Source organism: Roseburia sp. AM16-25 (assembly GCF_003473825.1).
GTDB classification, from domain to species: Bacteria; Bacillota; Clostridia; order Lachnospirales; family Lachnospiraceae; genus Pararoseburia; species Pararoseburia lenta.
Genome location: NZ_QUCW01000005.1, coordinates 31,625 through 57,640, shown reverse-complemented (window position 1 = coordinate 57,640; position 26,016 = coordinate 31,625). Strand labels below are relative to the sequence as shown.

At 45.3% G+C, this 26,016-nt stretch carries 23 protein-coding genes and 1 pseudogene; 22 read left to right on the top strand and 2 right to left on the bottom strand.

Annotation, left to right across the window (positions count from 1 at the left end; translation table 11 throughout):
• Nucleotides 1–43: 43 nt before the first annotated feature.
• From DW183_RS11330 to DW183_RS11315, 4 genes are all read left to right on the top strand, one after another.
• Nucleotides 44–922, top strand: coding sequence for an alpha/beta hydrolase (locus tag DW183_RS11330; protein ID WP_118282217.1), 879 nt, complete (start codon nt 44–46; stop codon nt 920–922).
• A 27-nt stretch (nt 923–949) separates the two neighbouring features.
• Nucleotides 950–1,327, top strand: a complete 378-nt coding sequence (locus DW183_RS11325) for a PAS domain-containing protein (protein ID WP_118282214.1) — start codon at nt 950–952, stop codon at nt 1,325–1,327.
• 103 nt (nt 1,328–1,430) lie between these two features.
• On the top strand, nt 1,431–2,198 hold the full coding sequence (locus DW183_RS11320) for a response regulator transcription factor (protein ID WP_243069572.1): 768 nt from the start codon (nt 1,431–1,433) through the stop codon (nt 2,196–2,198).
• Complete coding sequence (locus DW183_RS11315) at nt 2,191–3,594, top strand: sensor histidine kinase (protein ID WP_118282212.1); 1,404 nt, start codon at nt 2,191–2,193, stop codon at nt 3,592–3,594. Before DW183_RS11320 ends, DW183_RS11315 begins: the two co-directional genes overlap by 8 nt.
• Nucleotides 3,595–3,762: 168 nt before the next feature.
• On the opposite strand, the gene DW183_RS11310 is transcribed toward DW183_RS11315, so the two are convergent.
• Nucleotides 3,763–5,031, bottom strand: a complete 1,269-nt coding sequence (locus DW183_RS11310; RefSeq protein WP_118282209.1) for a sensor histidine kinase — start codon at nt 5,029–5,031, stop codon at nt 3,763–3,765.
• A gap of 20 nt (nt 5,032–5,051) precedes the next feature.
• Nucleotides 5,052–5,780 carry a LytR/AlgR family response regulator transcription factor gene (locus DW183_RS11305; RefSeq protein WP_118282206.1) on the bottom strand — a complete coding sequence of 243 codons (729 nt, stop codon included), beginning with the start codon at nt 5,778–5,780 and terminating at the stop codon, nt 5,052–5,054.
• 209 nt (nt 5,781–5,989) lie between these two features.
• Between DW183_RS11305 and DW183_RS11300 the strand changes: the two genes are divergently transcribed.
• From DW183_RS11300 to DW183_RS11220, 18 genes and pseudogenes are all read left to right on the top strand, one after another.
• Nucleotides 5,990–7,060 carry a hypothetical protein gene (locus tag DW183_RS11300; protein ID WP_118282204.1) on the top strand — a complete coding sequence of 357 codons (1,071 nt, stop codon included), beginning with the start codon at nt 5,990–5,992 and terminating at the stop codon, nt 7,058–7,060.
• A 55-nt stretch (nt 7,061–7,115) separates the two neighbouring features.
• Nucleotides 7,116–7,268, top strand: a complete 153-nt coding sequence (locus tag DW183_RS12465; RefSeq protein ID WP_158573078.1) for a hypothetical protein — start codon at nt 7,116–7,118, stop codon at nt 7,266–7,268.
• Between the two features lie 649 nt (nt 7,269–7,917).
• Nucleotides 7,918–9,042 (top strand): hypothetical protein, encoded by a 1,125-nt coding sequence (locus DW183_RS12460; protein WP_158573077.1) that lies wholly within the window; start codon nt 7,918–7,920, stop codon nt 9,040–9,042.
• Nucleotides 9,043–9,233: 191 nt separating this feature from the next.
• Nucleotides 9,234–12,080: a hypothetical protein gene (locus DW183_RS11285; protein ID WP_118282196.1), complete on the top strand. Its 2,847-nt coding sequence runs from the start codon at nt 9,234–9,236 to the stop codon at nt 12,078–12,080.
• A gap of 315 nt (nt 12,081–12,395) precedes the next feature.
• Nucleotides 12,396–13,175: an ATP-binding protein gene (locus tag DW183_RS11280; protein ID WP_118282193.1), complete on the top strand. Its 780-nt coding sequence runs from the start codon at nt 12,396–12,398 to the stop codon at nt 13,173–13,175.
• 12 nt (nt 13,176–13,187) lie between these two features.
• Nucleotides 13,188–14,384 carry a 2-hydroxyacyl-CoA dehydratase family protein gene (locus DW183_RS11275; protein WP_118282190.1) on the top strand — a complete coding sequence of 399 codons (1,197 nt, stop codon included), beginning with the start codon at nt 13,188–13,190 and terminating at the stop codon, nt 14,382–14,384.
• Nucleotides 14,384–15,946 carry a 2-hydroxyacyl-CoA dehydratase family protein gene (locus tag DW183_RS11270; RefSeq protein WP_118282187.1) on the top strand — a complete coding sequence of 521 codons (1,563 nt, stop codon included), beginning with the start codon at nt 14,384–14,386 and terminating at the stop codon, nt 15,944–15,946. The genes DW183_RS11275 and DW183_RS11270 overlap by 1 nt, the downstream gene beginning before the upstream one ends.
• A gap of 14 nt (nt 15,947–15,960) precedes the next feature.
• Nucleotides 15,961–16,767, top strand: a complete 807-nt coding sequence (locus tag DW183_RS11265; RefSeq protein WP_118282184.1) for an acyl-CoA dehydratase activase — start codon at nt 15,961–15,963, stop codon at nt 16,765–16,767.
• A 1-nt stretch (nt 16,768) separates the two neighbouring features.
• Nucleotides 16,769–16,936 carry a hypothetical protein gene (locus DW183_RS12555; RefSeq protein ID WP_178011150.1) on the top strand — a complete coding sequence of 56 codons (168 nt, stop codon included), beginning with the start codon at nt 16,769–16,771 and terminating at the stop codon, nt 16,934–16,936.
• On the top strand, nt 16,933–17,673 hold the full coding sequence (locus DW183_RS11260; protein ID WP_118282181.1) for a carbon monoxide dehydrogenase: 741 nt from the start codon (nt 16,933–16,935) through the stop codon (nt 17,671–17,673). The genes DW183_RS12555 and DW183_RS11260 overlap by 4 nt, the downstream gene beginning before the upstream one ends.
• 89 nt (nt 17,674–17,762) lie before the next feature.
• Complete coding sequence (locus DW183_RS11255) at nt 17,763–20,636, top strand: FAD-dependent oxidoreductase (protein WP_118282340.1); 2,874 nt, start codon at nt 17,763–17,765, stop codon at nt 20,634–20,636.
• A 179-nt stretch (nt 20,637–20,815) separates the two neighbouring features.
• Nucleotides 20,816–21,154: pseudogene (locus DW183_RS11250) on the top strand (hydrogenase maturation nickel metallochaperone HypA); the annotation flags it as partial.
• Nucleotides 21,155–21,413: 259 nt separating this feature from the next.
• Nucleotides 21,414–21,794, top strand: a complete 381-nt coding sequence (locus tag DW183_RS11245) for a metal-dependent transcriptional regulator (protein ID WP_118282179.1) — start codon at nt 21,414–21,416, stop codon at nt 21,792–21,794.
• 260 nt (nt 21,795–22,054) lie between these two features.
• Nucleotides 22,055–22,615, top strand: coding sequence for a hypothetical protein (locus DW183_RS11240; protein WP_118282176.1), 561 nt, complete (start codon nt 22,055–22,057; stop codon nt 22,613–22,615).
• On the top strand, nt 22,606–22,863 hold the full coding sequence (locus DW183_RS11235) for a zinc-ribbon domain-containing protein (protein ID WP_118282174.1): 258 nt from the start codon (nt 22,606–22,608) through the stop codon (nt 22,861–22,863). Before DW183_RS11240 ends, DW183_RS11235 begins: the two co-directional genes overlap by 10 nt.
• A 151-nt stretch (nt 22,864–23,014) precedes the next feature.
• Nucleotides 23,015–23,950, top strand: a complete 936-nt coding sequence (cysK, locus tag DW183_RS11230) for a cysteine synthase A (protein ID WP_118282171.1) — start codon at nt 23,015–23,017, stop codon at nt 23,948–23,950.
• A gap of 77 nt (nt 23,951–24,027) precedes the next feature.
• On the top strand, nt 24,028–24,465 hold the full coding sequence (locus DW183_RS11225) for an RrF2 family transcriptional regulator (protein ID WP_118282168.1): 438 nt from the start codon (nt 24,028–24,030) through the stop codon (nt 24,463–24,465).
• 234 nt (nt 24,466–24,699) lie between these two features.
• Complete coding sequence (locus tag DW183_RS11220; protein WP_118282166.1) at nt 24,700–25,992, top strand: O-acetylhomoserine aminocarboxypropyltransferase/cysteine synthase family protein; 1,293 nt, start codon at nt 24,700–24,702, stop codon at nt 25,990–25,992.
• The last annotated feature ends 24 nt before the right edge of the window (nt 25,993–26,016 follow it).

Genomic DNA, 26,016 nt, shown 5'->3' with positions numbered 1-26,016 from the left:
TATAATAGAGGACAACAAAGTGGTAACAGGAGGCGTAAAAGACATGCATTATCAAAAGATAAATTACCCGGACAATGATAAGGTCTGGCTGGAGTGCTATATACAGGATAGCGGTCTGAAATTAGGACAGGATCTGGTACGACCGGCTCTTGTGATCTGTCCCGGCGGCGGTTATGTGTATTTATCACCACGCGAGGCAGAACCGGTGGCTTTGGCATATGCAGCCAAGGGCATACAGGCATTTGTCCTGCATTATTCTCTGGGCTGGGAAGTCAAAGGTTTCCAGCCATTAAAGGAAATGGACTGGGCGATCGGTCTGATCCGTGAACATGCGAACGACTGGTATGTGGATGCGGACAAGATCCTTGCTTGTGGTTTTTCGGCAGGCGGACATCTGGCATTATCCAGCGGTCTGCTGGGAAAGAACCGACCGAATGGGCTGATCTTGGGCTATCCGGCGACAGACATGAGCGGACAGGGTTCGGAACTGATGCAGATGCTCTTTTTCGGAAAAGAGGGACCGGCGAAAGAAGAAAAGAACTGGCTGAACCCGGTGCAGGCAGTGACCAAGGACGCACCACCACTATTTATGTTTACGACCGCAGAGGATACGCTCACCAGGAGATCGACCCTGGATCTGGTGATGGCATATGAAGAAAAGGGCTGTCTCTTAGAGTATCATCTTTTCCAAAAGGGACCACACGGCTATAGTCTTGCCAACGAAGCATGTGCAGATGGCTCATCCCAGGTCATCGATCCGCATGTGGAAAAATGGCTGGATCTTTCGGTAGAATGGATTTTTTCTGTATTCGGGCAATTAGAATTTCGGGACATATCCACCAGTCACATTATGGATGCGATCAAAGAATTGGGCATCCCATTGCCGCAGGAAGCCACAGGCAAAGGGATAGAAAACGCATAAAGATAACAAGTTAAAAGGAGAGACATCATGGAAAATGCATTAGAATATTTTAAGAGCCTGGTCGATCAGGACCGTTGCGACGTGGTACTTTGCAATCTGGAGCATGAGATCATCTACATGAACCCGGCTGCCATCAAAGATTATGTAAAGTGGGGCGGGGCAGATCTGATCGGGCGCAGCCTGCTTGCCTGCCACAATGATAAGTCAAAAGAAATGATAAAGCGTGTGGTGGACTGGTTTGCGGCAGACAAAGATCACAATATCGTGCATACCTTTTTCAATGAAAAACAGCAGAAAGATATCTATATGATCGCCCTGCGTGCCGAGGACGGACATTTGATCGGCTACTATGAAAAGCACGAATTCCGCAACCGTGAGACCATGCCGTTTTACGATCTCTGGTAGGAGGATCTATTTCTAAAGTTTTCTTAATTTTCTTCCAAGCCGGCAAAAAATTGTTATACTGTAGGCAAATACAGACAGAAAATGGGGTTGGGAGAAGCGACAGATGAGCGAGATACAGACAAGGACAATGGAAGAACAAGGGAAGCCGGCGGCTTCCCATATTTTGGTGGTGGATGACAATCCGGAGATCCGGGAGGTCATCTATCTTCTTTTGGGGGGCGAGGGATATGAGGTGACCGAGGCGGCAAATGGCGAGCAGGCGATCGAGGCTTCGGCAAAATATGCTTTTGACCTGATCATCCTGGATATCATGATGCCGGGGATGAACGGCTATCAGACCTGTGTGGAGATCCGAAAGAACAGCAACGCGCCTATTCTTTTTCTGAGTGCCAAATCCCAGGAAGATGATAAGATGCTGGGATTTTCCAGCGGTGGGGACGACTATCTGGTAAAGCCCTTTTCCTATAACGAACTTGTCAGTCGGGCAAAGGCACTGATCCGCCGCTATCATGTATATCAGGGGAAGAATATGCCGGTCAGGGAAGCGGCATCAAAGGAGGGCACGGCAGAGCGCATCATTTCTTATCAGGATATCGTCCTCAATGAGACAAGACGGGAAGTCAGCCGGAATGGGCAGGTCATTGAACTGACCGATACGGAATATGCCCTTTTGCATCTGCTTCTTACCAACCGCAAGCAGATCTTTTCGGCGGAGCATCTGTATGAGAGTATCTGGCAGGAAGAATATTATTATGGAGCCAACAACACGGTCATGGTGCATATGCGAAATCTCCGCTGCAAGATCGAGAAGGACCCGAAAAATCCGACCATAATCAAGACGGTCTGGGGAAGGGGGTACCGCTGTGACTAAAGAGAAGAAAAATGCCATGCTCCACTGCTTAGAGGAACATCGTCCGGGCAAATGGAAGATCCGCACCAAACTCTTTGTGGTTATTCTTATTATGCTGGCGGTCAGCGTTCTTCTTTTCTGGGGACTTTGGAATCTGCAGGAGTCGGTCTGTCATGTCTTTGAAAACCTGCATCTGATCAGTTGGTTTGACGAGGATACCTATATTGAACAGATAAAGGAAGATGCCGTCAATTACAATGTGCCGGAATTGGAGAGCGACAAAACAGCGCAGAAGGCATTTCGTCCATTTTTGAAAAAACATACCAGTTATTATATCGGATGTTATATCTATGGCCATGATGACAGACTCTTTCGTGCGGGACACGCGGCGAAAGTCATAGAAAAGATCATGTACGGATCCATCATATCAGACAGCATGGACATTTTGGGAGAGTACACTAACATTGTGCCGGTGCAATTTGCCAACGGTACCTATGATGTCGTCTATTCCTCCTTTATGCGGACGAGGTTTGTCTATCCTTATGTGATCGCATCTGCCCTTTTTAGTATCTTCATATTTTTCCTGGGGGTACTTTCCTATATGGGGAGCGTCATCAAGCGCATGGACGGACTCAAGGATGCTGTCGTTAATATGTCCCAGGGCGATCTGACTCATGCCATTCCCCAATGCGGCGAGGATGAAGTCGGGATCGTGGCAAAAGAACTGGATATCCTGCGCAAGACCCTGGATGAAAATATCAAGCAGGAAGATGCCATCCGCCAGACCAATCAGGAACTGATCTCCGCAATTTCACACGACCTGCGCACCCCGCTTACAGTATTAAACGGCTATCTGGAAGTTTTGCGCATGGATAACGCGGATGAGGAAAAGAGGGCTTTATATCTGAACAAGTGCCTGCAAAAAACAGCCGATATCAAGGCACTGACGGATCACATGTTTGAGTATGCTTTTGCCTATGAGACTAATGAAGAAGCGGTCTTAAAACGCATGGAGATCGGGCAGGTAAAAGAAATCCTTCTGGGCAACTGCGAGTTTGTGGAACTGGCAGGCTTTACGATCGAGGGGCAGATGGAGGATATCGAGGGGATTATGTATGCGGATGAGATGATGTTAAAACGTATGTCGAGCAATCTCTTTTCCAATATCCTAAAATATGCTGACAAGGGAAAGCCTATCTATGTGCGCCTGCGGGTGGAACAGGGCATGCTCGGTATTCTTTTGATCAATACGATCAAGCAGGATGTCGGCACGGTGGAAAGCAATCATATTGGACTGCGCAGCAGTCAGAAGATGGTAGAACTTCACAAGGGACAGATGCATGTCTACCATGAAAAACAGCAGTTCCGCGTCCATATCCTCCTGCCGGTTATCAGCATTTCAACTCCGCAGTCCTAAGTGGCTCTCAGACAGTTGCGGGCATTTTATACTGCAGGCTGGCGGCAGCCATGATGTGTTGATGGAACGGGGAAGATTCTATGCAGAGATATACAGGATTATCGTGCGCAATTCGTGGCTACGCAGTGGATGCTTTTGATTACATATTAAAACCGATTTCCTAACCCTCTACACAATCACCCGCAAGACAAAGTCATTTCCATCCACTGCAAATTGGCAGTTTCCACCTGCTTTTTCTGCAATGTAGCGGATACTTTTGGTGCCAAAACCATGTCCAAGCTTTTTGCTTTGTGGCATGCCATCTTTGATTTCAGGCAAAGTGGCACAAGGATTTTTGATGGAAATGAGCAGCTTCTCATCGTGCATGCGCATATGGAGTGTAATAATGCGCTGCTCGATGGGAAGCTCAGATACAGCGTGCATCGCATTTTCCAAACCATTGGATAAAATTGCAGTCACATCCACATCGGATAGTGGTAGAGCATTTGGAATTTGTATGGTATGTTCGAGATGGATATCCTGCTTTTTTAAGAGGTCGTCCTGGGCAGATAAAACGGTATTGACCAGTTCATTGGTGCAGTATTTCTGGATTGCCATTTGATCGGAAGTAGACACGAGTTCATGGATATAGTTCAGTGCATCCTCCTTTTTGTCGTTTTCAATCATGGAAGAAATGGCAAGAAGAAAATGACGCATATCGTGTCGCATGATGGAGACAGACTGTTGCGCCTGATGCAAGGTGACGAGATCTTTTTGAGACTGGTCGCGCATAAGTTCCATCAACTGGTTTTGATGCAGGGTTTCCTGTTGCTCTTCGTATTGTTTGAAATATAAAAAGAGAAAGAGCAGATAGGTGGTGCAGAGAACAAAACCTAAAAACTCAACGACAACTTTGCTTCCAGAATATAGAAGTGATGTATAGACGTTCGTTGCATAGTCAAAAATATAATAGACAAAGGGAATGATACCCAAAATGGCAAGTGATTCTGTTGATTTTTCCAAGAGCCTTGCTGTTGCATCTGATACATGAAGCAGTAAAAATAAGAAAACCGTCACAGTCACAACGATGCGGATAGCATAATAGCACCATTGTTCGTGGGTCAGTGTAAGAAAAGCTATGCCAATCCAGTTACTAATCTGACAGCAGAGATAAGCCGTCAGAACGGAAATGGATGCTGCCAGAGGGCGATATTTATAGTATAAGACCAGTAAGAGAATCAAAGGCAGATGTACAATCAAAGGATAGAGTTCCCTCGTTATGGCTTCACCTAAAAATAGAAACACACCGAGATAAAGCAGCCCGGTTGCACAGGAAAATCCAAGCAGCCGCAAGATATTAGAGCGTTTCATCACAATGCCGAGAAAGGCAGCGGAGAGGTAAACGCCAAAAAGTAATGTAGTCGCATTGTGGGTAAGTTGCAGTATTCCTAAAATCATACAATAATCTCCATAAAAAATTATTCAGCAAACAGGGTTGAAAAATAAGCTTCTTTGAACGCTTTTCCGTATCCTCGGGCAATCGGAATGGTCTGCCCGGATCGTGTTGTGACTTCGTTATTGTTGAAATGATTGACATTGGGCAAATAAACCAGGTAGGAACGATGGCATTTGAAGAAACCGTCTGTGTTCAATAGCTGTTGTTCAAAGTGGTTCAGTGGCTCTGAAACTTCTAAAATCTGCCCGGAACAAAGATGAAAGAGAACGCGTTTGTTCTGGGCTTCTATATATTCAATATCGTGAAAATATTGTTTCTGATAGCCAAAGGCTGTTTTTAAAATCAGATGCTTTGGCTCTTCGTCAAATTGTACGGCAAGTTCATTTAATTCTTTGGATAATTTTTCCTGTGATACGGGCTTGAGGATATATCCCTGTGCCCTTACTTCATAAGATTCTAAGGCAAATTCCGGCGATGATGTCAAAAATATAATCTGAACAGCACGGTCGTGCTGACGCAGTTCGCGGGCAGTATCCATCCCGTTTAACAGAGGCATAATGATATCAAGAAAAATGATATCCATATGACAGTCCTTGTGTGCTTCGATGAGAGCATCACCATTGTCATAGGTAAAAATCTGAACCGCATGTCCGGTGTTAGCAGACCATGTTTCTATGTATGTTTTTGTCTTGTTTAAAAAGATGGGACTGTCGTCACAAACGGCAATCCGTAAGCTTGTCCGTGCCTGCATTTTTATAGTTCCCTCAAAAAATGATCTATCAGTGATAGTTCTATCTTAGTATATGTAAATTTCTTTTTCAATGACAGCGATTGCATTTCACACCCTAAAAACGACACTTCGCGCTGAGCGAAATTTTTAGCATAAAAATTCGGTATGATAGATACAAGATATGGTGGCTATTACAATGTTTGACACCAGTGAAACGGAGGAGAACGCTTATGAAGTTGAAAAAGTTATTCGGAAAAATACTTGGCGCAGGTCTATGCATGGGCATGTTGATTGGATGTATGCCTGGCGGGGCATTACAGGTAAAGGCGGCTACGGAGCCGAATTATCTGACCTTTACGGCAGAGGAGGCAGGCTCAACCTTATCCTTGTCATGGGCGAGCGCAAGTGATGTTCAGACCAGCACAGATCATGGCACAACATGGTCTGCCTATGCAAGGGGTACGACAATTACATTGGCAAATGTAGGCGATAGCGTTTCTTTTAAGGGCAGAGGTTTTGTGGCAAATAACAGAGCCAATGTCAATCATGTAAGGATGACCGGCAAGATTGCGGCATCCGGCAGTGTGACCAGCCTGATTGATGAAAATGGTGGAGACCCGAATGTAACGTTGCCTAGTGATTGTTTTGCACATATGTTCCAAGATTGCACCAGTCTGACACAGGCACCGGAATTACCGGCAACGACTTTATCAGGTATATGTTATGTTTTTATGTTTCAAAATTGTACGTCGCTGACACAGGTTCCGAAATTACCGGCAACCACATTGGCAACAGCTTGTTATCGCGGTATGTTTGATGGTTGTACCGGACTTTCTCTTACGACCACAAAGGATGCAGATCATACATTAGCATGGTCACTTGCGGATGCCACTGAGGAGTTGAATTGGAATGCAATCATGTTTGAGGGATGCCCAAATGTTGATCTGGGAAATGGCTCTAAGGAACCACAGATGAATACCGTTTATTATCAGACTTGCAACCATTCCTATGGTAGTGATGGAAAGTGCATCTACTGTGGCACAGAAAAGGCTGTGGACATCGTGACACCAACGCCGGAAGCAGCACCAGCCGCAGGCATTACAAATGCCCAGCCAAATGGTGGAACGCCGACTACACCAAATACCAATAATCAGGCAGCACAGAACACAACAGCAAATGTCAAAGCACCGGTAACCGGAGAAGCATCGTCGATGGCATCTGTGATACTTGTTTTGCTCATCGCAGGAGGACTTGCTGTAATCCTTGTGGGAGTCTGCAAGATGCGTAAACATTGTAAATAAGGACGAGGAGAACGCTTATGAAAAAGACATTTGGAAAAATACTAGGAGCTTTCTTATGCTTAGGAATGGTGCTTGGATTGATGCCAACGCAGGCATTACAGGTGTTTGCAGAGGGAGAGACAACGCCGAATTATCTAACTTTTACGGCAGAGGAGGCTGGATCGACCCTGTCATTCACATGGAACACAGAAGAAAGTGTGGAGATTAGTAAAGATAGTGGTACGAATTGGTCGACTTACGCGAAAGGAACAAAAATCACCTTAGCCAAGGTAGACGCCAGTGTGCAATTTAGAGGAGAACTTACCAAACTTAATATAAATACTTATATAAACCCAGCTTTTACCATGACGGGAAAAATCGCTGCGTCCGGCAGTATAACTAGTCTTAAAGACGGGAATGGTGGAAATCCTGATACAGTAGCGTCTGGCTTTGGAGGCATGTTTATGAATTGTGATGGTCTTACACAAGCCCCGGAATTACCATCAACACGGGTAGGAAGTAATGGATATGCGTGTATGTTTCAGAATTGTAAGAGCTTGGTAGCAGCGCCAGAATTACCAGCAACTACGCTGGGATATAATGCCTATACAAGTATGTTCTCAGGATGCACGAATATGAAAATAGGACCAGACAAGTTGCCGGCAACAACTCTGGATGACTGGTGTTACTCTAATATGTTTCAAGATTGTATATCCCTAACAAAAACTCCAGAACTGCCAGCAACGACATTGCGGCAGGAATGCTATTTTGGCATGTTTCAGGGATGTACATCGCTACAGCAAATTCCAAATCTGCCAGCTACAAAATTAGCGCTAGATTGTTATAGATGTATGTTTAAGAATTGCAAGAATTTATCCATGACGAGTACGAAGGATAGTAGTCACACGATAGCATGGACATTACCAAATGCTACATTGCCGAGTGCTACAATGTTGGGATCAGACTGGAACACAGATATGTTTAAAGGGTGTACAAATGTAAATATTGGAACTCCACAGTTGAACAAGACATATTACCAACTGTGCCGCCATTCTTATAATGAGAACGATAAATGTATCTATTGTGGAGAAGCTAAGCCAAAGACATATAGTGTGACACTCATTGCAGGAGAAGGATTAACGCATTATCCATATCATGGCGCAGAACAACAGACCAATTTGTTGGGTGCAATGGAGCCGGTATATTATACCGCAGACGAAGATTACTATATTCAAGATGATTATCCGATGATTACAAAAAATGGCATTACAGTGGCAAGATATGTATTGGAAGGGTGGGGACCGGTTATCGTTGTAAATGGAACGCCTACGGCTGATACTACAATTACATTGCCAGCAGCAATAGCACGCAATGTAACACCAAATCCAGAACCGAATCCGAAACCAGAACCGAATCCGGAACCGACGCCGAATCCGGAACCGACGCCGAATCCAGAGCCAACGCCAGCTCCTGAAAAGCCGGTAATGAAGGATGGAGATAACGGACAGCATGTTATAGGCAAGGCAGAGGCACTTACCTTCCGTTCTAGTGCGCCACTCAACGAATTTGTAGCTGTATTGGTCGATGGCGTAATAGTGGATCCGTCCAATTATGACGTGTCGGAAGGTAGTACGATTGTACGTCTGAAACAGTCTTTCCTAGATACGCTATCTAAGGGAAGCCATACGATTGCTATTCAATCAATCGGCGGAACAGCAACGGCAAACTTTTCAGTTACAGCATCTTCTAATAGTGGAAATACTGGCTCTGCCACAACACCAACACCTTCTGCTCCGACAGCAGGCATTACAAATGTCCAGCCAAACGGTGGAACGCAGGTGGCATCAAATACCAATAATCAGGCAGCACCGAAAACAACAGTAAATGCCAAAGCACCGGTAACCGGAGAAACTTCACCGGTATCATGCATGGTACTTGCCCTCATTATTGTTGGTGGATTTGCACTTTTGATTGCAGAATTGCGCAAGGCACACAGAGCATAAATGTAATATTATATAAGACCACTACCTTGTAAGACATTGCGAGGTAGTGGTCTTTTTCGCATTTCGCACCCCAAAATCTACACTTCGCGCCGAACGAAATTTTAAGCCCCCAAATTCGTTATGATAGATGTAAGAAAAAGGTGGATGGAAAGAAACAGACACCAAAGGGAACGGAAAAAAGGAGAACGCTTATGAAAAAGACATTTGGAAAAATACTTGGGGCTTTCTTATGCTTAGGAATGGTGCTTGGACTTATGCCAAGTCAGGCATTGCAGGTAAAGGCAGCCGGTGAACACAAACACTGTGTATGTGGAGCAACGCATAAAGATGTTGGCGACCATACGTCGGAAACAGAAATCACATTTGAGGCATGGACAAAAACGAATAGCCTGCCGGATACAGCGGGGAATTATTATCTGGAAAATGATGTAGTACTTAATGTGCCAACGGATACAAGTGATATGTATCGTGGTTGGCAAGTGCCTGATGGTGTAGTACTTTGTTTAAATGGTCATAGTATTACAGCGACAGGTAGGAATCTGAGTAATGATATTTTTGTACAGAGTAATACTACATTTACAATGACGGACTGTAAGAATACAGGCAGGGTTACGCATGCTAAGAATGCGGATGGAATAACATATACAGGTAGTGCTATAAATGTCAGCGGGGGAACCTTCAAGATGTATGGCGGTTCAATTACTGGAAACGATGCTACAAGTAATAATCCATCTGATGGTAGAAATTGTGGTGGCGGCGTGTACTTATCTGGAACTTTTAAGATGTATGGGGGCTCGATTACCAATAATCATTCGGCTAGTGATGGTGGTGGCGTGTATATACCGACACAGTGGGGCTGTTATTTTTATATGTATGGTGGAAATATCACAGGTAATACTACGGAAAAAGAAGGCGGTGGAGTGTACGCCGTTAGTGACATAACAGTGTCAGGCAATGTCAAAATCACTGGTAATAAAAAGGCAGATGGTAGTGTAAGTAATGTTGGTCTATATACAACCAGTAGTGGTGAGACCAAGACTATTAAAATTGCTGGTGATATGAATGGCACGCTTGGTGTGTACACGGATAGAGTGGTGCCAACCGCTGAAAATCCGGTTATTGTTGTTCAAGGAGCAACTGCAAATAAGGACTATAGTAACATTATTACCAGTGATAGCGCTAACTATAAGATCATGCACGATAGTAGTGATCCTACGAAACTGGTGTTAACAGGGAAGGACGCAACAGAACCGACACCTACGGAACATACACATTGTGTCTGCGGTACGAATAACTTAAGTACGAAGGGTCACAGATGTAATAAGAATCAGGTATGGACGGGTATTGATGATTTGTCGGAAATTACATCAGGTGGATATTATTACTTAAAGCAGGATGTGACAATCACATCTACTGATACATACAGTAGTGTATATACAAGTGGAAATCAGTATTGTGGATTGAAAATATCTGACGATGTTGCACTTTGTTTGAATGGTCATAGTATTATCATGCAAAATCCAGAAGGTGAAACAAACGATGTGGATGCTGTCATGGTTGAGGGACATTTCGTGCTGACGGATTGTCAAGGTACGGGAACGATTAAGCATGCAAAGAATTTATCAGGAGAAACATACCAAGGAAAAGGTGTAAAAGTACAGGGTGGTACATTTGATATGTATGCCGGTACTATTACAGGCAATACATCAGAATATGATACGGGCGGAAGCGGTGTCAGTGTAGAAGGAGTGAAAGAAGCGGGCAAATCCAGCATATTTCATATGTATGGTGGAACAATCAGCGGAAATATAGCCAAGAATGGCGGTGGTGTTGAAGTTACCCGTAGTGTTTATAATGGACCGTCAGAATTTCATATGTATGGAGGAACAATTACAGGTAATACCGCAGATAGTACATGGTCTAGTTATGGTAATGGCGGCGGAGTATATGTCAGCTGGACAGCAAAGTTTTTCATGAATGGTGGTAAAATATGTGGAAATACGGCAACTTATCAAGGCGGAGGGGTATATGGATCCGCATTAGCAAGAACTAGTGCATATGATACTGGTGGAGCAGCAGAACTAAATGTTTCCGGTAGTGCCACAGTTATAGACAATACGGCTGGCGGAAAGAATAACAATGTATACATGACAAGTTCTACACGAGAAAGTGGTTATGAAACGTTATATGTGAAACTAGATATATCAGATCCATTCAGTGGCATCATAGGAGTATCGACAAAAGACAAACCTGTGGCTGGAAAACCTGTTGTTGCTGCAGCAAGTGCAACACCTGGTGTAGATTACAGCAAACATATTGTCAGTGATGATACGCAATACAAGATACGCCATGTAGGGTATATGCTTATGCTGACAACAGCCGATGAACCAAATCATCAGCATACATGGGATGAAGGAAAAATAACAAAACAGCCGACAACAAGTGAGGAAGGTGTGAAGACATTTACTTGTACGGGATGTGGAGCAACCAAAACTGAGCCAATCGACAAATTAGTTTCAAACACCTATAAAATAATCGATGGAGCCAATGGGAAACATACCATTGGTAAGGATGGTACATTGACCTTCCGTTCTAATGCTCCATTCAGTGAATTTGTAGCTGTATTGGTCGATGGTGTGAAAGTGGATCGATCCAATTATGATGTGTCGGAAGGTAGTACGATTGTACGGCTGAAACAGTCTTTCCTTGACACGTTATCCAAGGGAAGTCACACGATTGCTATTCAGTCAATTGGTGGAACAGCAGTAACAAACTTCTCAGTCACAGCATCTTCTAATAGTGGAAATACTGGCTCTGCCGCAACACCAACCCCTTCCACCCCAACCGCAGGCATTACAAATGTCCAGCCAAATGGTGGAGCGCAGGCAGCACAGAAAACAACAGTAAATGCCAAGGCACCGGTAACCGGAGAAACTTCACCGGTATCATGTGTGGTACTTGCCCTTATTATTGTTGGTGGATTTGCACTTTTGATTGCAGAACTTCGCAGAAGTCGACAGATGCAAAAGAAGCACTAAAATTGTTGATAAAAAGTAAATAAGATATTAAAATCTGGGACGTTCCTTTTGCCACAAGGAGCGTCCCTTTTGTCATAAGGAGTGTCCCTTTGGCTTATAAAAAAGTAATTTTGTAATAAATACAGACATATGTGGCATAAACGACGCATAGTAATTATGTATGAAATTAATGGACATAATTTGTGCAATATGACATTTTTACACAATCGTGGCATTATGTGTCGAAAAAGCGCATAGATTATGATAAACTTTAAATAATCTTTTTATAAACTTCTTATAAAGGGCTATGCATAAGTAAAGTAAGGGAGACAGCAAATGAATACAGACAAGATTGATGCCAAGATCCTTGCCGTTGCCGGTAAGGGTGGCGTTGGTAAGACCTCGCTTGCAGCAGTTATGGTCAAACTCTTGGTGGCAGCCTATCCGGATAAGCGGATCCTTGCCATTGATGCAGACCCGGCTGTTGGCTTGTCTACCGCCTTGGGTGTGGACGTGAAACTCACGGTAGACGATATCCGCAAAGAGGTGGTTGCAAACGCAGAGGACGGCAACGCTAAGGCGGCAATTGAATTATTAGGAGAAGCCAGATACCGTATTTTCGACGCGCTCGTCGAGATGGATGGCTTTTCTTTTATTGCTATCGGAAGACCGGAGGCAGCAGGCTGCTATTGCAAGATCAATAGTTACCTGAAAGAAGTTATTGGTCTTTTGGCAGAGAATTATGATTATATCGTGATCGACGGCGAGGCGGGGATCGAGCAGATCAACCGTCGTGTCATGGAAAAGGTGACACACCTCATGCTGATCACAGACTCTTCCAAGAAGGGGACACAGGTCGTAAAGACCATCAAGCAGGTAGCAGACGAACTCGTTATGTACGACAAGGTCGGCGTGATCGCAAACCGCCTTCCGAATTTAGACGTCAAACAGTACATGGACGTGGGCGATATCCCGGTACTTTCCTACATATTATCGGATGCCTCTTTGGCAGAGTTCGATCTCAAGGGAGAGAGCGTATTTTATTTGGATGATGATGCGGCAATCGTCAGGGGAGCCAAGGAAGCTCTGATCGGTATAGGAATCTTAGAAGCGTAAAGGAGGGCAAGCGTGAAAGACTTAAAGCACTTATATTATTTTGAAAAGTTATTGGAAGATGCCAATAACGAACTTGTGCGTCAGGCACAGGACGAGGGTCTTAAGTGTATCGCAACGACTTGCGAGAATGTACCGGAACCACTCTTAAATCTTCCGGGCACATTTTCGGTAAGACTTCGTGCACCGCGTACAGGCTCTATGGAGATGGCTACTTACTACATGACAAGTTTCTTGTGCGAGTACAGTAGAGCACTTTTGGAGAGAGCCATTGAGGGCGGCTACAACTTCGTAGATGGTATCGTGACACCGGACGGCTGTACCATGATGAATCGTTGCGTAGAGAACATGGAACTGCTTAAGACCATGGGTCAGGGCAAGGACGGATTTTTCTGGGAATACATGGAGATTCCACAGAAAAACGATGACAATGCGCTGGAAATGTATACCTTACAGTGCCGCAACCATATCTTAAAGCCTCTGGCAGAAAAATATGGTATCGACACATCCGATGAGGCGATCCGTGCAGCAGTAGATCAGCATAATGAAGTATGCCGTCTGATCCGTCAGATCGGAGACTTCCGTAAGGAAGCCAATCCGCGCGTGACAGGCTATGAGTTCCACATCCTTACCATGGCAAGTTACGTGGCACCAAAGCATCTGATCCTAGACAAACTCCGCGAGACCTTGGAGGAGATCAAGACCAGGGAGCCGGATGCGGCTGACAAGTACCGTGCTCGTGTTGTTTTTGTCGGCTCTGAGGTGGATGATGTTGATGTCATCAAACTGGTAGAAGAATCCGGCGCTTATGTATGTGCAGACCGTTTCTGCTACGGATCTTTGCCGGGACGTGATGAGATCATCCTAAATGACGAGGAAGACGTGGTAAAACAGATCTGCCGTCAGGTGCAGGGCAGAGCACAGTGCCCGCGTTATTGGGATATGGCAAAGATGACTGGCAGACGTGATTACGTTGCAGATCTTGCCAAGGAATACGGCGCAGACGGTATTATCTACGAACAGATGAAGTTCTGTGATCCATGGGCTTATGAGCGTATGATCGGTACGATCGTGCTCCGTGATGAGCACGGCTATCCGGTACTTGCTGTGGATCGTCCGTATTCCATTGGCTCTTCCGGTCAGATGCGCACACGTGTGCAGGCATTCGTAGAGAGCATTGAGATCAAGAAGATTCAAGGAGGTAAGAAATAATGGCAAAAGAAGTAGGCGCAGAAGCGCTGGGTAGATTTTTTACCGATGGAAAAGTACGAAGCAGACGTGAGTGGCGTGGATTCAAAGATACCTTTTATGATTACACACGTTGGCTTTATATTATGAAGCAGTTGGCAGGCTTTATCATCAAACCTAGAAATATCAAAGCCATGTTCCGTTACCGCTGGATGGCAAACTATCTGGCAGTACCGATGATGGTAGATAAGCATACACAGGGACTGCGTGGACCATACCTTCGTATGTGCCATTTAGAGCAGGATCTGGTCGTTTATGACGTAGCAAAACTTCTCGACAATCTTTTCCGTGGCGACCGCCGCATCGGCAATGATGAGGAGTTTTCCAAGAAGGTCGTTTTGGTAGATGAGAACGAAATGACAGCCGTTATGATGGGATTTCCTACCTTGAAGGGACTTTCCCGTGAGACGCCGTCCACCTATGTATCCGTTCTTCTGAACCAAACAGCAGCCCTTCATTATATTGATGTGGCACAGGAATACGGACTTGCCGGTGATGTTTGTCCGATGCCGGAGGCAGAACTTGGCGTTTCCATTGATGATGATGCACCGATCCTTGGTGCCTGCGCCGTACAGTGTAATACGACCTGTGACGGTTCCCTTATGAGTAACGGTGGTATTGCTAAGCGTCTGGAATTAGAAGACGGTATCCCGATCTTCCAGTTGGCAGCCCCGATGCGCCACAGAGAGGACGACGTACAGGATTACGCAGCACAGGAGATCAAGAATTGTATCGCCTTTATCGAAGAAAAGACAGGCGAGAAATGGGATTGGTCTTACTACTTTGAGTGTGCAAAGCGTGTCAATGAGTCTACCAGACACCGTATGGAGTGGCTGGACATGAACAAGACCGATTATCCACAGGTCTTTGGTTCCAACCTTGCGCTTTATACAGAGACCAACTACATGGCTATCTGTGGTAAGGTACCGGAGTTCGTCAATGTAGACCGCAAACTGACCGCACTTGCCAATCAGGCATACAAAGACAAGATGATGATGGCAAGAGAGTATCGTCACCGTGCTATCGTATGGGGCGTACAGTCACACTTTTATATGGACTTTTTGCTCTGGATCTTAAACTGCTGGGGCATCGTTCCGCTGACCGATATGCTTTCCATGGTCAATACCGAAATGATCGCAGAGGAAGATACACCGGAGAACCGCGAAAAGGCATATTATGATATGGCTTGGCTGACAGAGAATATGATCATGAGAAACCGTACCCACGGTGGTTACAAGGTTCTCTTAGACGAACTCTGGGAGTTCTGTGAAGAGTTCAATGCCGATGTGGTCATCCTTTGGGAGCACATGGCATGTAAGGCACTGGATGGTATGCATGGACAGTTCGAGGAAAAGGCAAGAGAAAAAGGTATTCATCTGATCTGGGTAACCCACGATCTGTTCGATCCTCGTATCGTATCCCGTCAGGGTGTTCGTGATCAGGTCAATCGTTATATGAGAACTGTATTTAAGGAAGAACCACTGGATCCGTCGCTGGAAGTATTGCACGACGAGCATTCATGGTAAAAAGGAGGAACAAGATGAAATATTATGGCGGATGTGATTCCGGATCAACTTATACAAAATGTGTCATCATCGATGAGACAGGAAAGATGGTAGCAGATGTAACACTACGCAGCCGTATCAATGCGGTACTTTCCTGTGAAGAATCCATTGAAAAGGCAGTTGCCCAGGTGCCGGACTTAAAGTCAGCAGATGATCTGGCTTATCTGGTAGGTACCGGATACGGACGTAACAAGGTACCTTCCGCAGACGAGAATATCTCAGAAATCTCCTGTCATGCCATGGGCGTGCATGTAGCAGACCCAAATGTCAAGGCAATCATCGATATCGGCGGACAGGATGTCAAGGGTATTGCCATTGATGCTGACGGAACCGTTTTAAACTTTGCCATGAATGACAAGTGTGCAGCCGGAACCGGACGTTTCTTTGAGGCAATGGCAAAGGCATTTGAAATGGATCTGTCTGAGTTTTCCAAGTTATCTTTGAAGGCAAAGAATGTGATCCCGATCACGGCACAGTGTACCGTATTTGCAGAGTCAGAGGTTATCTCTTTGGTAGGAGAGGGCAAGCCGATGGATGAGATCGCAGCAGGTATCGAGTTATCCGTTGCAAAGCGCTGCTTCGTTATGTCAAAGAAGGCAGGTGCTGTAGATTCCATCACTTTGACCGGTGGATGTGCCAAGAACGACGGCTTGAAGGAAGCCATCGAAAAGGTATTGAATTTGAAAGTCATCGATCTTCCGATCGACCCACAGTTGATGGGAGCACTTGGGGCGGCAGAGTTTGCACGTCAAAAGGGAATGGCTAAGGAAGGAGCGGTTTAATATGGCAACATTTCTTCATGTACTTTTGATCATTGCGATCGTTTTGGTTTGCCTCTTTGTTTTGAGTTTTATCGTATATTTCTTTAACTTGGATATGAAACTTACGGCAGCGATCGAACCGTTGATGTTAAAGCATTACGATAAGATAGAAAGAGACACACATCTATGAGACTTTATGATGAGATTATCAATGACATTCTGACTGACCTTTCAGGTCAGGATGTCGTGAAACTTCCGGTCGGTGACGCTGCAGATCCGATCAGCCGGGACTGGCAGGATGCCGGGAAAGCAATGATGATCTTACAGGCAGATATGGCATATGAACTGGGCGGGCATAATCTTCCTGCCGTGGGCAATACCTTAGTGACGACGGAGACAGAGCTGGTAGGAGAGGATGAGATCATCCTCATAGGAAAAGATCTGCCACAGATCACAGAGGACACCCCATATGCAAGGATCGCCCTGGTACGTGTTGCCGAGGATAGTATTGGAACGGGAGACAAGTTATACAATACCATCCAGAACATCGGCTACTTCCGTTACCACATCTACCCTAAGGGATTTATGCTTCGCGTTTCATCTTCCAATGACAGGGAGAGCGTGCGCGTGGCGGCAGATGCACTGGAAGATGGGCTGAATTTTACAGCGATCGGTAATGCCATGCAAAAGGCACTCCACCGGCACAAGGAAGTCGAGGCAGTAAAGATCATCTTTATCACAGATCCGGGTGCTGATTACGTCGGTCTGCAGGAAGGGCTCAAAAAGACCAAGCAGATCACGGCGACCATCGATCATATGCTAAAAGATGTCAATATGGATTGTGGTTCCTGTGGCTTACAGGAGATCTGCGACGAGGTCGAGGGTCTGCGGGAAATGCATTTTGGCATGAGCGAAGAACATACATAAGTAATTACAAGAGAATGTTTAGCACCGCATCGGTGCAGACAATAGAAACAAGCAATAAGAAATGAGAAAAGGAGAGTATAGACATGGACATGAATAAGTACAATGAGTGGCCTGCGAATCACAAAGGCGACAAGAATCCAAGTCCAAAGATCATCGCTTTAGGAAAGCGAATCACAGATGTTGCCGGTCATATGATCGGTGGCGTTACCGCAGAGGATCCGGAATACTGGGGACTCGCAGAGATCATTACAGAGGAAATGGCAGAGGTAGGTCTTACCATGAAAAGACGTGTGCATTACACGTTTGATCAACTCTGTGAAATGAACAAAGACAAGGTAGCAGAAAAAGGGAAAGAAGGATTCCAGAAGTTATTGGATGAAATGTCTTATATCGGACTTTTGGAGTATGATTACGGCTATCATTATGACCACAATGGCCGTACAGCACCACAGTCAGAAAGACGCTACACACTTCCGATGTTTGTACCTGGTTCTGCTGAACTTTTCAACATGGAAGAAATCCCGGGGGATGTCAAGGGCAATCCTAGATTGGAACAGCACCCGGATGTTGCTTCTTTCTTTGAGCGTATGACTTATATCCCATTGGATGGTATTACACAGATGGTACCTCCTGGTGGTGCAGGTGTCGGCATGCACGTTATCCCGGTAGAGAAAGCGATCTCTATGGAAAATGAGGCCATCGACATCGAGAAATTATCTTACTGGCTGTCTAAATACGAAGGCAAGATCGGTGTAGGACGTTGCTCCTGCCGTGCTTCCCGTAAGGCGATCGGTGAAGGTGTTGCAGATGATGATTACGGCTGGTGTATCGGTGTCGGCGATTTCGCAGATTACTGCCGTGAGACCGGTAAGGGTCATGACATCACAAAAGAAGAAGCACTTGAGATCTTACAACGTGCTGAGGACAATGGTTTCGTACATCAGATCACCAATATCGATGGCGAGAACAAGATCTTTGGTATCTGTAACTGTAACGTAAATATCTGTAATGCACTCCGTACATCACAGTTATTCAATACACCAAATATGTCACGTTCCGCTTATGTGGCACACGTAGACAAGGACAAGTGTGTGGCTTGTGGACGCTGCGTAGAGTATTGCCCGGCAGGTGCAACCAGACTGGGACAGAAACTCTGCAAGGCAGACGGAACCGAAGTGACCTATCCAAAGCAGTTGCTTCCGGATAAGGTAAAATGGGGCAAGGAATACTATGACCCGGATTACAGAGACAACAACCGTATCAATTCCCACAAGACCGGTACTGCTCCATGTAAGACAGCATGTCCTGCACATATCGCGGTACAGGGATACTTAAAGAAGGCAGCACAGGGTGAGTACACAGAGGCTCTGGCACTGATCAAAAAGCAGAATCCATTCCCGGCTGTCTGCGGACGTATCTGTAACAGACGTTGTGAGGATGCTTGTACCAGAGGAACCATTGACGAACCGATCGCTATCGATGCAGTAAAGCGTTTCATCGCAGAGCGCGATCTGCATGCAGATACCAGATACGTTCCTCCGATCGTTGTTCCAGCCAGCATCCACAAGAACGGATGGGAAGAAAAGATCGCTATCATCGGTGGTGGACCAGCCGGACTTTCCTGCGCATTCTACTTGGCAGAGAGAGGCTACAAGCCAACCGTATTTGAGAAGAACGAGAATGCCGGCGGTATGCTTCGCTATGGTATTCCATCTTACAAGTTGGAAAAAGACGTCATCGAGGCTGAGATCGACATCATGCGCGAGATGGGCGTTGAGATCAAGACCGGCGTAGAAGTTGGTAAGGATATCTCCTTAGACGAACTTCGTGCACAGGGATACAAGGCATTCTATATTGCTATCGGATGCTCTGCAGGCCGTCGTCCTGGTGTACCGGGGGATGATGCAGAAGGCACCTTTACAGCCATTGATTACCTGAAGAATGCAAACTGCGGTGGTGCAGACTACAATGGCAGGGTTGTTGTTGTCGGCGGTGGTAATGTTGCTATCGATGCAGCTCGTGTCAGCGCAAGAAACGGTGCTTCAGAAGTTACACAGCTTTGCTTGGAGTCAGAGAAGGAAATGCCTGCATCTGATGAAGAAGTAAGAGAAGCAGGTGAAGATGGTGTTACCATCAAGTGTGGATGGGGACCAAAGGAAGTTCTCGTTACAGACGGAAAGGTATCCGGCATCATCTTCAAGAAGTGCGTATCTGTATTTGAAGAAGTAGACGGACGCAAGAAATTTGCTCCAAAATATGACGAAAGCGAGACCATCACGATCGACTGTGACCGCGTGATCTTTGCCGTAGGACAGCAGTCTGTATGGGGCGATCTCTTAAAGAGCGAAGATGTAGAATTCAGAGGACCGGCTCTGGTAGCAGACGGACTTACCTATCAGGTGCAGGGCGCACCGGATCTCTTTATCGGTGGTGATGTCATGACAGGACCGAAGTTCGCAATCGATGCGATCGCAGCAGGTCACTGGGCATCTGAATCCTTACATAGATATGTGCAGAATGGTCATATGACCATCGGACGTAACAAGTGGGAATTCATCGAACTCAACAAGGATGATATCTTAGTAGAGAGTTACGACAATTCTTCCCGTCAGTCAGAAGGATTTGACGAGACACTTGGCAACAAGTCCTTCAAGGATGCGCATATCGCACTTACCGAGGAACAGGTCAAGATCGAGACTTCCCGTTGCTTAGGCTGTGGTGCTACGATCGTAGATGCCAACAAGTGTATCGGTTGTGGTGTATGTACGACGAAGTGTGCATTTGATGCTATCACACTCCACAGAGATCACCCAGAGTGCTCAACCATGGTGACAGCAGAAGACAAGTTCAAGGCTATCATTCCTTATGAGTTGAAGCGTGCCGTTAAGATTGTCTTTGCACCAAAGACAGCAGAGGAAAAGGCTGCAATCAAGGCGCATAAAGAGGCAATGCAGAACAAATAATTTTTACCAGAAATAAAAATATGGTGATAATCAGCCGTCTACCTGCGTAAAAGGATGCAAGTAGGCGGCTGATATGTTATACTGGTACAGCGTCTGCAAGATGCGGATGCCTTACGAGGCAGGCGGGGATGAGAAACTGCGCTTGTCCGGGGAATATGGAGATTAAAGAGGAAAAGAACATGCATGAATTAGGAATCGTATTTCATATTGCAAAGAAAGTAGAATCTCTGGCAGTGGAAAACCATGTCAATCATGTTGCCAAGGTTGTCTTAGAGATCGGAGAAGTATCTACCGTCATTCCGTCCTATCTGGAGGACTGCTGGAAGTGGAAGTGTACCAAGAGTGAGATCTTAAAGGATTGCCAGTTGGAAGTGGAGATGATCCCGGCAGTTACTTTCTGTGAGGACTGCGAAAAGACTTACGGTACGGTAGAACACGGAAAGATCTGTCCGTACTGCGGAAGTGAGCATACCTATCTGGTGCAGGGAAATGAACATGCGATCAGGGAGATCGTAGTTTATGATGAGGACTGCGAGGAGAATGCGGATGCAGAGGCCGAAAGCGAGGCATTAGAGGAAATCGCACACGAGGATAACGGTGCCATGCCGATCGCAGATGAAACAGTAGCAGAGTAAAAGGAAGCATAGAAATAACTTCACCTGCTATCCTAAATATGTTATGATAGTCATATCTAAAGAGTTTTGACATCAGAATCATTTGAAAAAGATTATTTGCTACTCTCAGAGTCAGTCATAGATTTTAGGAGGTTGGAATTGTATGCGAACATTTATTAATGAATCAGCTGAGAATTATTTGGAAACCATTTTGATTCTTAGTAAGAGATTACCGGTTGTCCGAGCAGTTGATATTGCAAATGAACTGGATTTCAAAAAGTCAAGTGTCAGTATTGCAATGAAAAATCTGCGTGAAAAGGAGCAGATTACGGTAACAGATGCAGGATATATTTATCTTACAGATGCAGGACGTGAGATTGCAGAGATGATTTACGAACGCCATGAAATGATCTCACAGGGACTCATGGCACTGGGGGTTCCGAAAGAAATTGCTTTGGAAGATGCCTGTCGTATTGAGCATGTCATTAGCAAGGAGAGTTTTGATGCTGTAAAGAAACTGATTCAGAGTAAACTTCAACTTTAGATTGTGGTCTTGCATCGCTTACGGCGCTAAACTGGGTAAGTTGACGTTGGTTTAGCAGAGAAGTAGAGGCAGAAGATGAGACAGGGGATAAGAACAATCGAAGAAAAAGACGAAAGTCGTCCAGTGCCAACTTCATAATCGTGGCATTGGATGGCTTTTTTTGCGTATTTTCTATTTGCCAGTGATTGTGGGCCAATCGGGCAGGTGGTATAATTGACTATAAAGCAGATTGCTGGAAATCATCTATCGGGAGGTTAGGTATGGAGAAGTTTAAGAAAAAACTTGTGGAAATGTGCAAGGTCAATGTGAAAGCGGCCGTGGTATTTATTATTCTGGCACTTTTTTTGGCTTTGCTGGGCATTGGAGACAGCGAAGGGGATGTATATCTTCTGGCGGCTGGTATTTTTGCCTTTGTTGCAATACTGATGTTTGGCACAGCTGGAACCAAGAAGAAGCGCATCAAAGCCCAGTTGAGGGAAATGGAGGAGGAGGGAAGCCTGCAAATTCTTTACAATGATTTTTCCTATACGGGAGCAAAATTTTCCAAAAAATATCAGGTGGCATATGGACGTCGGTATCTTTTGGATTTTGCAGCGGCTAAGGAGGGCTTTCGCATCATGGACTTACAGGAGATTCACAATGTCTTCCGCTGTAATATGGTCGATGGCGAGCCCCAGGAGACGATTTACATAGCATTAGAAACCGCCGACGGCAGCCGAACGCTGGTGGGAAGTGCCGCTAAGATGACCGAGGAATTCAGCGGTATGATTGCCAATCTGAAACAGATCACACGCTTGAACGGAGGTGCGCAATGGCAGTAGTACATGGACAGAAAATGGTATTCAAACGCGAGGGACATGTAGGAAGAGGTATTTGCAAAAACTGTGGACACGATGCATATATGACCTTGTGCCGCCACTTAAACCAGGGCACTTTATTTTGGATACCGGTTGTAAATATTGAAAAGGAACGCGGCATTATGTGTGAAAGTTGTGGCTATATCTATCCGATGGACAGGCAGGAGTATAAAGAAGCCAGAGATAAGGTAAAGAAAGGTATTGACAAATAAAATCCTATCCTTTAAACTACAAATCATAGAAAACCTACTATTTGACTAGGAATATAGGAATTGTGAATTTTGTGATGAAATGAAACATGTTGATACTTAGTTGCCTGCATCAGCGGATGTGAGCAGACAGGATTTGCAGGAGGAAAAGCAAATGGCAGACATTAAGAACAGTGCAGTAGAATTGATCGGTAACACACCTATTTTGAAATTAAATCGTTACACCGAGGCAGTCGGTGTCAAGGACGCAACCATCCTAGCGAAGTTGGAGTACTTAAACCCGGCGGGTTCTGTGAAGGATCGTGTGGCACTTGCGATGATTCAGGATGCGGAAAAGAAAGGTCTCTTGAAGGAGGGCGCGACCATTATTGAGCCTACTTCCGGGAATACAGGAATTGGACTTGCTGCAGTTGCGACAGCAAGGGGATATCGCACCATTATTACCCTTCCGGATACGATGAGTGTAGAGCGTCGTAATCTTTTGAAAGCGTATGGGGCAGAACTTGTTTTGACCGAAGGTGCAAAAGGTATGAAAGGTGCCATTGAAAAAGCGGAAGCGTTAAAGAACGAGATTGCAGATTCGATTGTGTTAGGACAATTTGTGAACCCGGCAAATCCGGCTGCGCACAAAGCTACAACAGGTCCGGAAATATGGAAACAGACAGATGGGGCTGTGGATATCTTCATTGCCGGTGTCGGTACAGGTGGAACTATCTCCGGTGTTGGTGCTTACTTAAAGGAGCAGAATCCGAATGTAAAGGTGATCGCAGTAGAGCCTGCAACAAGTGCAGTTCTTTCCACAGGTAAGGCTGGTGCGCATAAAATTCAGGGAATTGGTGCAGGCTTTATACCGGATACTTTGGATACAAGCATTTATGATGAGATCATTCCGATTGAGAATGAGGATGCATTTATTGAGGGTAAAAAGTTTGCAGTAACGGAGGGCGTTCTGGTTGGAATCTCTTCCGGCGCAGCACTAAAGGCAGCTACGATTGTGGCGAAGAGAGAAGAAAACAAAGGGAAGAATATCGTGGTACTTCTTCCGGATTCCGGTGATAGATATTTGTCTACACCGTTATTCGCAGACTAATCGCATCGGTTTGTATGTTGTTGTCCTGTCGCACTTGCGGCAGGACATTAGATTTATTGATAGAAAAAGAGGTTCATATGAGAGTTTCAACAAAAGGCAGATACGCCATTCGTTTTATGTTAGATCTGGCACTCCACAATACTGGTGAGCCGGTACGCATCAAGGATGTATCTGGAAGACAGGGGATTTCAGACAAGTATCTGGAACAGGTGGTATCTATTTTAAATAAGGCAGGCTTTGTCAGATCGATCCGTGGACCCCAGGGCGGTTACGTCCTGACACGTGATCCAAAAGATTACACAATGGGTCAGATCCTGCGCCTGACAGAAGGAGATATGGTGCCGGTCGCATGCTTGGCAGATGACATCAATCAGTGTGATCGTGCGGACAACTGCGTGACACTGCATTTTTGGAAGAAACTGGATGCCGCCATCAGCAGCGTGATCGACAACACGACGCTGGCTGACCTTGTCGAGGAAGAACAGGGAATGATGGCGAATAATTATGTCATTTAAAGTTTTTTTGAAAAAGTCCTAAAAACCTATTGACATACTAGGAATTATAGGATATGATTCTAACATCACAATTCCTAGTAAGTTAGTATGAATATAGGGAGAGAAAAAGATCATGAATTATTTTGATGAATTGGTTCATTTTCGAATGTGTTCCTGGCAATGTTGCCGCAAGGCAGAGATGAGATAAGAAAGAGCGAGTAAAAACCAAGAACAGATTTAAAGGAGAAAATGAAAATGAGTGAAGAAAGAAAATACAGATTTGAGACATTACAGTTACACGTAGGACAGGAAGAAGCAGACCCGGCAACCGATGCAAGAGCCGTTCCGATCTACCAGACAACATCTTATGTATTCCGCAATTCACAGCATGCCGCTGATCGTTTCGGATTGGCAGATGCAGGTAATATTTATGGAAGACTTACCAATTCAACCCAGGGTGTATTTGAAGATCGTATCGCAGCCCTGGAAGGTGGTGTGGCAGGTCTTGCCGTTGCATCCGGTGCAGCATCCATCACTTATACGATCCAGGCACTTGCTAAAGCAGGCGACCATATCGTAGCACAGAAGACCATCTATGGTGGAAGTTACAACCTTTTAGCACATACCCTGAAACTTTACGGCATTGAGACAACTTTCGTAGATGTTCACAATCTTGCAGAAGTAGAGGGTGCTATCCAAGACAATACCACAGCCATCTTTATCGAGACCTTAGGAAATCCAAATTCAGATATTCCTGATATCGATGCTATCGCAGAGATCGCACACAAGCATGGTCTTCCGCTTGCGATCGACAATACCTTCGGAACACCTTATCTGATTCGTCCGATCGAGCATGGTGCAGATATCGTTGTTCATTCCGCAACCAAGTTCATCGGCGGACATGGCACCAGCCTTGGTGGTGTGATCGTTGATGGTGGTACTTTCGATTGGAAGGCAAGCGGCAAATATGCGCCGATCGCTGAGCCAAACCCAAGTTACCATGGTATCTCATTCGTAGATGCAGCAGGTCCGGCAGCTTTTGTTACTTACATCAGAGCCATCCTGCTTCGTGATACAGGAGCAACCATTTCTCCGTTCAATGCTTTCCTTTTATTACAGGGAACAGAGACATTGTCACTCCGTATCGAGCGTCATGTAGAGAATACCAAGAAAGTGGTTGAATATCTGTCAAAGCATCCGCAGGTTGAGCATGTAAACCATCCTTCTCTGCCGGATCATCCACAGCATGATCTCTATGAGAAGTACTTCCAGAATGGTGGCGGTTCTATCTTTACCTTCGAGATCAAGGGCGGACAGAAGGAAGCACATGAGTTTATCGACAATCTGGAGATCTTCTCACTGCTTGCAAATGTAGCAGACGTAAAGAGCCTTGTGATCCATCCGGCAACAACAACACATTCACAGTTGTCACCGGAAGAATTAGCAGATCAGGGCATCAAGCCAAACACGATCCGCTTGTCTATCGGTACCGAGCATATCGATGATATTATCGCAGATCTGGATCAGGCATTTGCAAAAGTAAAATAATCCATGATAGAATAAGAGGTGTCG

What these genes read in the sequence shown, in the direction of transcription:
- DW183_RS11330 (WP_118282217.1), top strand. Translation starts at nt 44, where the DNA reads ATGCATTATCAAAAGATAAATTACCCGGACAATGATAAGGTCTGGCTG.
- DW183_RS11325 (WP_118282214.1), top strand. Translation starts at nt 950, where the DNA reads ATGGAAAATGCATTAGAATATTTTAAGAGCCTGGTCGATCAGGACCGT.
- DW183_RS11320 (WP_243069572.1), top strand. Translation starts at nt 1,431, where the DNA reads ATGAGCGAGATACAGACAAGGACAATGGAAGAACAAGGGAAGCCGGCG.
- DW183_RS11310 (WP_118282209.1), bottom strand. Translation starts at nt 5,031, where the DNA reads ATGATTTTAGGAATACTGCAACTTACCCACAATGCGACTACATTACTT.
- DW183_RS11305 (WP_118282206.1), bottom strand. Translation starts at nt 5,780, where the DNA reads ATGCAGGCACGGACAAGCTTACGGATTGCCGTTTGTGACGACAGTCCC.
- DW183_RS11300 (WP_118282204.1), top strand. Translation starts at nt 5,990, where the DNA reads ATGAAGTTGAAAAAGTTATTCGGAAAAATACTTGGCGCAGGTCTATGC.
- DW183_RS12465 (WP_158573078.1), top strand. Translation starts at nt 7,116, where the DNA reads ATGCTTAGGAATGGTGCTTGGATTGATGCCAACGCAGGCATTACAGGT.
- DW183_RS12460 (WP_158573077.1), top strand. Translation starts at nt 7,918, where the DNA reads ATGACGAGTACGAAGGATAGTAGTCACACGATAGCATGGACATTACCA.
- DW183_RS11285 (WP_118282196.1), top strand. Translation starts at nt 9,234, where the DNA reads ATGAAAAAGACATTTGGAAAAATACTTGGGGCTTTCTTATGCTTAGGA.
- DW183_RS11280 (WP_118282193.1), top strand. Translation starts at nt 12,396, where the DNA reads ATGAATACAGACAAGATTGATGCCAAGATCCTTGCCGTTGCCGGTAAG.
- DW183_RS11270 (WP_118282187.1), top strand. Translation starts at nt 14,384, where the DNA reads ATGGCAAAAGAAGTAGGCGCAGAAGCGCTGGGTAGATTTTTTACCGAT.
- DW183_RS11265 (WP_118282184.1), top strand. Translation starts at nt 15,961, where the DNA reads ATGAAATATTATGGCGGATGTGATTCCGGATCAACTTATACAAAATGT.
- DW183_RS12555 (WP_178011150.1), top strand. Translation starts at nt 16,769, where the DNA reads ATGGCAACATTTCTTCATGTACTTTTGATCATTGCGATCGTTTTGGTT.
- DW183_RS11260 (WP_118282181.1), top strand. Translation starts at nt 16,933, where the DNA reads ATGAGACTTTATGATGAGATTATCAATGACATTCTGACTGACCTTTCA.
- DW183_RS11255 (WP_118282340.1), top strand. Translation starts at nt 17,763, where the DNA reads ATGAATAAGTACAATGAGTGGCCTGCGAATCACAAAGGCGACAAGAAT.
- DW183_RS11245 (WP_118282179.1), top strand. Translation starts at nt 21,414, where the DNA reads ATGCGAACATTTATTAATGAATCAGCTGAGAATTATTTGGAAACCATT.
- DW183_RS11240 (WP_118282176.1), top strand. Translation starts at nt 22,055, where the DNA reads ATGGAGAAGTTTAAGAAAAAACTTGTGGAAATGTGCAAGGTCAATGTG.
- DW183_RS11235 (WP_118282174.1), top strand. Translation starts at nt 22,606, where the DNA reads ATGGCAGTAGTACATGGACAGAAAATGGTATTCAAACGCGAGGGACAT.
- cysK (WP_118282171.1), top strand. Translation starts at nt 23,015, where the DNA reads ATGGCAGACATTAAGAACAGTGCAGTAGAATTGATCGGTAACACACCT.
- DW183_RS11225 (WP_118282168.1), top strand. Translation starts at nt 24,028, where the DNA reads ATGAGAGTTTCAACAAAAGGCAGATACGCCATTCGTTTTATGTTAGAT.
- DW183_RS11220 (WP_118282166.1), top strand. Translation starts at nt 24,700, where the DNA reads ATGAGTGAAGAAAGAAAATACAGATTTGAGACATTACAGTTACACGTA.